General features: G+C 44.1%; 5 protein-coding genes and 2 rRNA genes (1 of these 7 running past the window's edge). 2 read left to right on the top strand and 5 right to left on the bottom strand.

The features are described from left to right. The first annotated feature begins 21 nt into the window (after window positions 1-21). Together ACRPI0_RS12440 and ACRPI0_RS12445 are read left to right on the top strand one after the other, a co-directional pair. Entirely contained in the window at window positions 22-1,080 is a 1,059-nt protein-coding gene (locus tag ACRPI0_RS12440; RefSeq protein ID WP_432352990.1) for a GerAB/ArcD/ProY family transporter, read from the top strand. Next, entirely contained in the window at window positions 1,077-2,195 is a 1,119-nt protein-coding gene (locus ACRPI0_RS12445; protein ID WP_432352992.1) for a Ger(x)C family spore germination protein, read from the top strand. The genes ACRPI0_RS12440 and ACRPI0_RS12445 overlap by 4 nt, the downstream gene beginning before the upstream one ends. 40 nt (window positions 2,196-2,235) lie before the next feature. Here the strand turns inward: ACRPI0_RS12445 and purB are convergent, their stop codons facing one another. From purB to ACRPI0_RS12470, 5 genes are all read right to left on the bottom strand, one after another. Next, on the bottom strand, window positions 2,236-3,531 hold the full coding sequence (purB, locus tag ACRPI0_RS12450) for an adenylosuccinate lyase (protein ID WP_432352994.1): 1,296 nt from the start codon (window positions 3,529-3,531) through the stop codon (window positions 2,236-2,238). 28 nt (window positions 3,532-3,559) lie between these two features. Continuing rightward, complete coding sequence (locus tag ACRPI0_RS12455) at window positions 3,560-3,754, bottom strand: NETI motif-containing protein (RefSeq protein ID WP_432352996.1); 195 nt, start codon at window positions 3,752-3,754, stop codon at window positions 3,560-3,562. Continuing rightward, the gene (locus tag ACRPI0_RS12460; RefSeq protein WP_432352998.1) at window positions 3,751-4,287 is read right to left on the bottom strand and encodes a DUF2179 domain-containing protein; all 537 of its coding nucleotides are present in this window, start codon (window positions 4,285-4,287) and stop codon (window positions 3,751-3,753) included. The genes ACRPI0_RS12455 and ACRPI0_RS12460 overlap by 4 nt, the downstream gene beginning before the upstream one ends. A 563-nt stretch (window positions 4,288-4,850) precedes the next feature. Next, window positions 4,851-4,966 (bottom strand): 5S ribosomal RNA (gene rrf / locus ACRPI0_RS12465). Window positions 4,967-5,044: 78 nt separating this feature from the next. Beyond that, a 23S ribosomal RNA gene (locus ACRPI0_RS12470) occupies window positions 5,045-6,978 on the bottom strand; it runs 999 nt beyond the window's last position.

Genomic DNA, 6,978 nt, shown 5'->3' on the forward strand with positions numbered 1-6,978 from the left:
TATTACTTAATATTAACTAATATGTTAGCTATCATCATGACGCCCATTCCCCGTATTTTACTGTTACAATCCGCTGATGGCGCCATCGGTTCTATGTTGATTGGGACTGTAGTTGGAGTGCTATTTACGTACATCACAGTGAAGTTTTTTATACAATTTCCAGGTAAGGACCTAATTGAGCTATTACAGAAGTACACCTCCTCATGGGTTCGCGTTCCCGTGACTATTTACTTTGCACTCATGTGGTTTATAGCTGGGCTTATCACCCTCGTCATGACCGTATTTTTGCTCATTACATTCCTAACACCGGAGATGTCCATCTATACGATTGCACTATCCTTATTAATCACTGTATTTTTTGGTGTGCTCCTCAAGTCCAAAAGTGTTCTATTTACACTGGAAATCGTTTTAATTCTTATGGTTCCAGTAGGTATTCTCATTTTTATCAAACTTTACTCCAGTAGTGAGTTTGACTGGGACCAAGCACGTTTGGCTGTCATGCATATTAACGAAATACCTAAGTATAGTTCCTTTGTAGCCACCATTTTCACATTTATGGGGTGTGCCAATCTCATTATTTATAACAAGTACTTTAAGGAAAAACAGAATCTCTCCATCCTTTCACTTATCATAATAGGGGCATTTGGTGTGTTCATGCTCGTTACGTCTTACTTCGTTCCCATTGGACTATCCGGTTTTGACCAAATAGATCAGCTCATCTTCCCTTGGACTACTTCTGCAGATGCAGTCCGGATGAAATTTGGGATCATCGAACGTGTCGTATTCATTTTCATGTTTCTTTTCGTGACTATATCCTTTATCAGCATGATCGTCCATTGGCACGTCGCTTACAAGTTAATCTTGAGTGTTTTCCGAATGAAGTCATTACAAGTCAAGCAGCAGAATTTCACGCCATTTCTCGTTGTGCTGGTTTTCTCAATAATTGGGTTGTGGCTCTCTGCACAGCTCTCACAATACCAACTCTATCAATACGCAAGATATTTCTATTACACACTCCCACTACTCGTAGCCGTTTTGTTTTTCACCATGTTGGCTATTAAGAGAGGGGCTTCTCAATGAAAACTAATTGGATGAAAGTTATTCTCCTTACCACTCTATTAATTGCACTAACTTCGGCTATTTCTGGATGTGGATACAAAGGTGTAGATAAACGCTCATTTGTCGTTGGTTTTGGTGTCGATCCAGCGAAAGAGCCTGGAAACAAGTATAGAATCACACTAAAACTTGCGAAGCCTATCGCCTCCTTAAAATCGTCTACAAAGAATGAATATGCGTATTTGATCCACGAAAGTGATTCAATTGCAGAAGCCATTCGTTTTTTGGAAACACGAGATGATAAGATTTTGGATTTCAGCCAAACAAAAATCCTTGCACTAAATGAAGATGTGCTACAAGGAGACTTATTCCCGTTAATGGATTATTTCGTCAGACGTGGGGACCTTCAACTGCTTCTATATGTACTCATGGCCAAGCCAAACGCTGAAGAAGTATTAAGAGTCCAGCCTACGCTTGAATCTGCTGGTGAAAATGCACTCTATAACTATTTCGACAATACAGGAACTGAAAGTCCTTTTGTCGTGACAACCTTTTTATTCGAATTCCGACGTGATTATGATACTAAAGGAAAAAGTACTGTTCTTCCCATTGTTAAAGCAAACGACTCGGGCTCACAGTATACGGTGAACCACTCAATTGTTTTAAAGAATAATGTCGATCCAGTTGTCTTAAATCCAACTGACACAAAAATCTACAATACACTTTTGAAAAATGCTGCAGGGTATGGATATCGAATCGAAAGTGAGGGATATAAATTTACACTTGCAATGGATCGCGTAAATATGAAAATAAAGGTGGTTGCAGGGAAAGGGCAAAAACCTCGCGCTGAAGTTAGGATAAAAGCAGTTGGATCTATAAATGAATCCAACAAGCTATTAAAACTAAAAGACCTTGATTACTATAGTGAAATTTCAAGTAAACAATTCGGTAAGCAAGTGAAGGAACTACTCATAGATCTTCAAGAGAAGGATGTCGATCCATTTGGTTTTGGGTTAAAGTACCGATCTACACGTCTAAACACCAAACATACGATTGAAGATTGGAAAGCAATCTATCCAGAGCTTGAATTTGACGTAAAAGTGGATATGCAACTAAAGTCAGTCGGTGCAATGGAATAAAAAAAAGTTTCGGCGGTTGAGCCGAAACTTTTTTGTGCTATTAAACAAGACCAATACGTTCAAAAATCAAATCGATTTTTTGCAGGTGATAGTTATAGTCAAAGCATTCATCGATTTCTTCATTATTCAAATGACCAGTAATCGTTGAATTCCCTTTTACCAACTCTTTGAACGAGCATTGCTCATCCCATGATTGTGCTGTCAAAGGCTGTACCGTATCATATGCTGATTCACGTGACATCCCTTTGTCAATCAATGACAACAACACACGTTGTGAGTAAATCAATCCATGTGTGCGATCCATATTACGCTTCATGTTTTCAGGATAAACCGTCAAGTTCTTCATGATATTGCCGAAACGGTTCAGCATATAATTGAGCGCTATCGTCGCGTCCGGTAAGATCACACGCTCTGCAGATGAATGAGAGATATCCCGTTCATGCCATAGTGGTACGTTTTCATAAGCAGTTATCATATACCCACGAATGAGACGTGAAAGACCTGCCATATTTTCTGATCCAATCGGGTTGCGTTTGTGTGGCATTGCAGAAGAACCCTTTTGCCCCTTAGCAAAGAACTCTTCAACTTCACGTGTTTCTGATTTTTGAAGGCCACGGACTTCAACAGCGAATTTCTCAATAGAAGTCGCGATGAGTGCCAATGTTGACATGTACTGTGCATGACGGTCTCTTTGTAGCGTTTGTGTAGAAACAGGTGCAGGAGTTAGCCCCAATTTCTCACAAACGTATTGTTCTACGAATGGATCGACGTTTGCATACGTTCCCACTGCTCCAGAGATTTTACCGGCTTGCACAGATGCAGCAGCAGCATCAAAACGTTCAAGGTTCCGCTTCATCTCTTCATGCCATAGCGCAAGTTTTAATCCAAATGTTGTAGGTTCAGCATGCACACCATGCGTACGTCCCATCATTACCGTAAACTTATGCTCTTTTGCTTTTACAGCAAGGATGTCGATGAATCTCACGATATCTGCACGCAAAATCTGATTTGCTTGCAGCAACAAGTAGGACAGTGCTGTATCGACAACGTCTGTGGAAGTAAGTCCATAATGAACCCATTTACGTTCTTCCCCTAATGTTTCTGAAACTGCACGTGTAAAAGCAACAACATCATGGCGAGTTTCTTTTTCAATTTCAAGAATACGATCAACAGAAAATCCAGCATTTTCGCGAATTTTCTTAACATCCTCCTTAGGTACATCTCCAAGCTCTGCCCATGCTTCGCTCGCTAAGATTTCCACCTCAAGCCAAGCATTGTATTTGTTTTCATCTGTCCAAATTGCTCCCATTTCAGGTCGTGTATACCGTTCGATCATCGTGTGTTTCCTCCTTGGCTATCTTCTATTATTCAGTATTTGCTAATATCCCTTTAAATTGAATCATCTGGCGTACAGGAACGTACTCGCCATCTCGCTCTTCAAATAGAGGCTCTTCACGGCGTCCAGCAGGCATATAGCCTTCTGCTTTCATCCGATCGAGACAGTCAGAGATTGTCTCATGCTCTTCAACTTGAAACCATACTGTTTTTCGTTGGCTCACTTGAATAACTTTCCCTTCTTAACTGACTTAACCCAGAATCCTCCACGAATCGTTTTCGGTTCATAAGAGATGATAAATGCCTTCGGATCAAGTTCAGAAATCGTAGCATAAAGTTTGAGCTCATACTTACGTGGAGTGAGTATCTGCATTGCAGAACGATTCCCCCCCAGCCCATGAGCAGCCCAATCCGTTACACCATATCCTTTTGTTCGTAACACCGAAGCCAGCTCTTTATTGAGCTCGTCGGTAATGACGTTTACAGTTATATACCCAAGTGCCATTTTCTCTTCAATTTTTGTCCCAACTACTACACCTGTACCAAAACCAAGTGCATAGGCAACTAAGTTTTGAATCTGATCTAGACTATCTAATACGAGACCAAGTCCTACTACATAGACTACCACTTCAAACATACTAACGAGGGCTGCAAGATAACGGTATCCTTTTAGCGTTAAAATCAAGCGTATGGTAGAAAATGTTACATAAACAATATTAATCACAAAGATAATCAAAACCATTATCCAAGGATTCATAGGGCACCCCTCCATTCTACATGATACATAGTACAGGTGTAACGGTATGATTACAAGTGAATCCAATAACTTGTGCTATTCTAATTTACATAACAGCGAACAAAGCCTCTTCATTGAGAACTGACATTAAATACTGTCGAATCATGTTGGTAGTAACTATGTCGCCTGGTACATCGTTGACGTTCGCTAATGTACTCCTCTAGTTGTAAATCTGAACATACGTCCTGATTTCCGCTCATAAACACTGGATTCTGATCATAAATTCCGGAATCCGCTCATAAAACCTAATATCTGATCATAAATCTCGATTCACGCTCATAAACTCGAAATGTTGATCATAAACCCCTTTCCCCGCTCATATACTCCACCGGTTCATCCTAACTTTCATTACGTTCAATGGAAGATTTCCTAACATCCAATAATACATTCAAACCAGGCAGATACATTCAAACCAGGCAGCTAAAATGAGTTTCCCCTGAAAACATAGTTCCATCCAATGCATCCCAAAAGTACATACAAAAAAACGAGTTAAGGAATAAATTCCTTAACTCGTTCTTTCAATTGCCCGGCAACGTCCTACTCTCACAGGGGGAAGCCCCCTACTACCATCGGCGCTGAAGAACTTAACTTCCGTGTTCGGTATGGGAACGGGTGTGACCTCTTCGCCATCATTACCAGACAAATTGAGCTTGTTCGCTCAAAACTGGATAAAACCAACATTGAATTCAAGACAGCCTTACGGCTCTTTAACTTATATTTGGGAAAGTCCTCGATCTATTAGTATCTGTCAGCTCCACATGTCGCCATGCTTCCACACCAGACCTATCCACCTCATCATCTTTGAGGGATCTTACTTACTTGCGTAATGGGAAATCTCATCTCGAGGGGGGCTTCATGCTTAGATGCTTTCAGCATTTATCCCGTCCACACATAGCTACCCAGCGATGCCTTTGGCAAGACAACTGGTACACCAGAGGTGTGTCCATCCCGGTCCTCTCGTACTAAGGACAGCTCCTCTCAAATTTCCTGCGCCCGCGACGGATAGGGACCGAACTGTCTCACGACGTTCTGAACCCAGCTCGCGTACCGCTTTAATGGGCGAACAGCCCAACCCTTGGGACCGACTACAGCCCCAGGATGCGATGAGCCGACATCGAGGTGCCAAACCTCCCCGTCGATGTGGACTCTTGGGGGAGATAAGCCTGTTATCCCCGGGGTAGCTTTTATCCGTTGAGCGATGGCCCTTCCATGCGGAACCACCGGATCACTAAGCCCGTCTTTCGACCCTGCTCGACTTGTAGGTCTCGCAGTCAAGCTCCCTTATGCCTTTGCACTCTACGAATGATGTCCGACCATTCTGAGGGAACCTTTGGGCGCCTCCGTTACTCTTTAGGAGGCGACCGCCCCAGTCAAACTGTCCGCCTGACACTGTCTCCTGCCCGGATCACGGGCAAGGGTTAGAAGTCCAATACAGCCAGGGTAGTATCCCACCATTGCCTCCTCCGAAGCTAGCGCTCCGGTCTCTTAGGCTCCTACCTATCCTGTACAGGCTGCACCGGAATTCAATATCAGGCTACAGTAAAGCTCCACGGGGTCTTTCCGTCCTGTCGCGGGTAATGCGCATCTTCACGCATATTATAATTTCACCGAGTCTCTCGTTGAGACAGTGCCCAGATCGTTACGCCTTTCGTGCGGGTCGGAACTTACCCGACAAGGAATTTCGCTACCTTAGGACCGTTATAGTTACGGCCGCCGTTTACTGGGGCTTCAATTCAAAGCTTCGCTTGCGCTAACCTCTCCTCTTAACCTTCCAGCACCGGGCAGGCGTCAGCCCCTATACGTCACCTTACGGTTTTGCAGAGACCTGTGTTTTTGCTAAACAGTCGCCTGGGCCTATTCACTGCGGCTCTCTCGGGCTATTCACCCTACCAGAGCACCCCTTCTCCCGAAGTTACGGGGTCATTTTGCCGAGTTCCTTAACGAGAGTTCTCTCGATCACCTTAGGATTCTCTCCTCGCCTACCTGTGTTGGTTTGCGGTACGGGTACCTCCCACCTCGTTAGAGGCTTTTCTTGGCAGTGTGAAATCAGGGACTCCAGGGTATACACCCCTTGCCATCACAGCTCAATGTATTAGAAACGGGATTTGCCTCGTTTCACACCTCACTGCTTAGACGCGCATAACCAACAGCGCGCTCACCCTATCCTTCTGCGTCACCCCATCACTCAAACGGTGGGGAGGTAGTACAGGAATATCAACCTGTTGTCCATCGTCTACGCCTATCGGCCTCGACTTAGGTCCCGACTGACCCTGAGTGGACGAGCCTTCCTCAGGAAACCTTGGGCATTCGGTGGAAGGGATTCTCACCCTTCTTTCGCTACTCATACCGGCATTCTCACTTCCAAGCGCTCCACCAGTCCTTCCGGTCTAGCTTCAACGCCCTTGGAACGCTCTCCTACCACTGACACCAAAGGTGTCAATCCGCAGTTTCGGTGATTCGTTTAGCCCCGATACATTTTCGGCGCAGCGCCACTCGACCAGTGAGCTATTACGCACTCTTTAAATGATGGCTGCTTCTGAGCCAACATCCTGGTTGTCTGGGCAGCGCCACATCCTTTTCCACTTAACGAATACTTTGGGACCTTAACTGGCGGTCTGGGCTGTTTCCCTCTCGACTATGGACCTTATCACC

Source organism: Sporosarcina sp. A2 (genome assembly GCF_050858885.1).
GTDB lineage: Bacteria > Bacillota > Bacilli > Bacillales_A > Planococcaceae > Sporosarcina.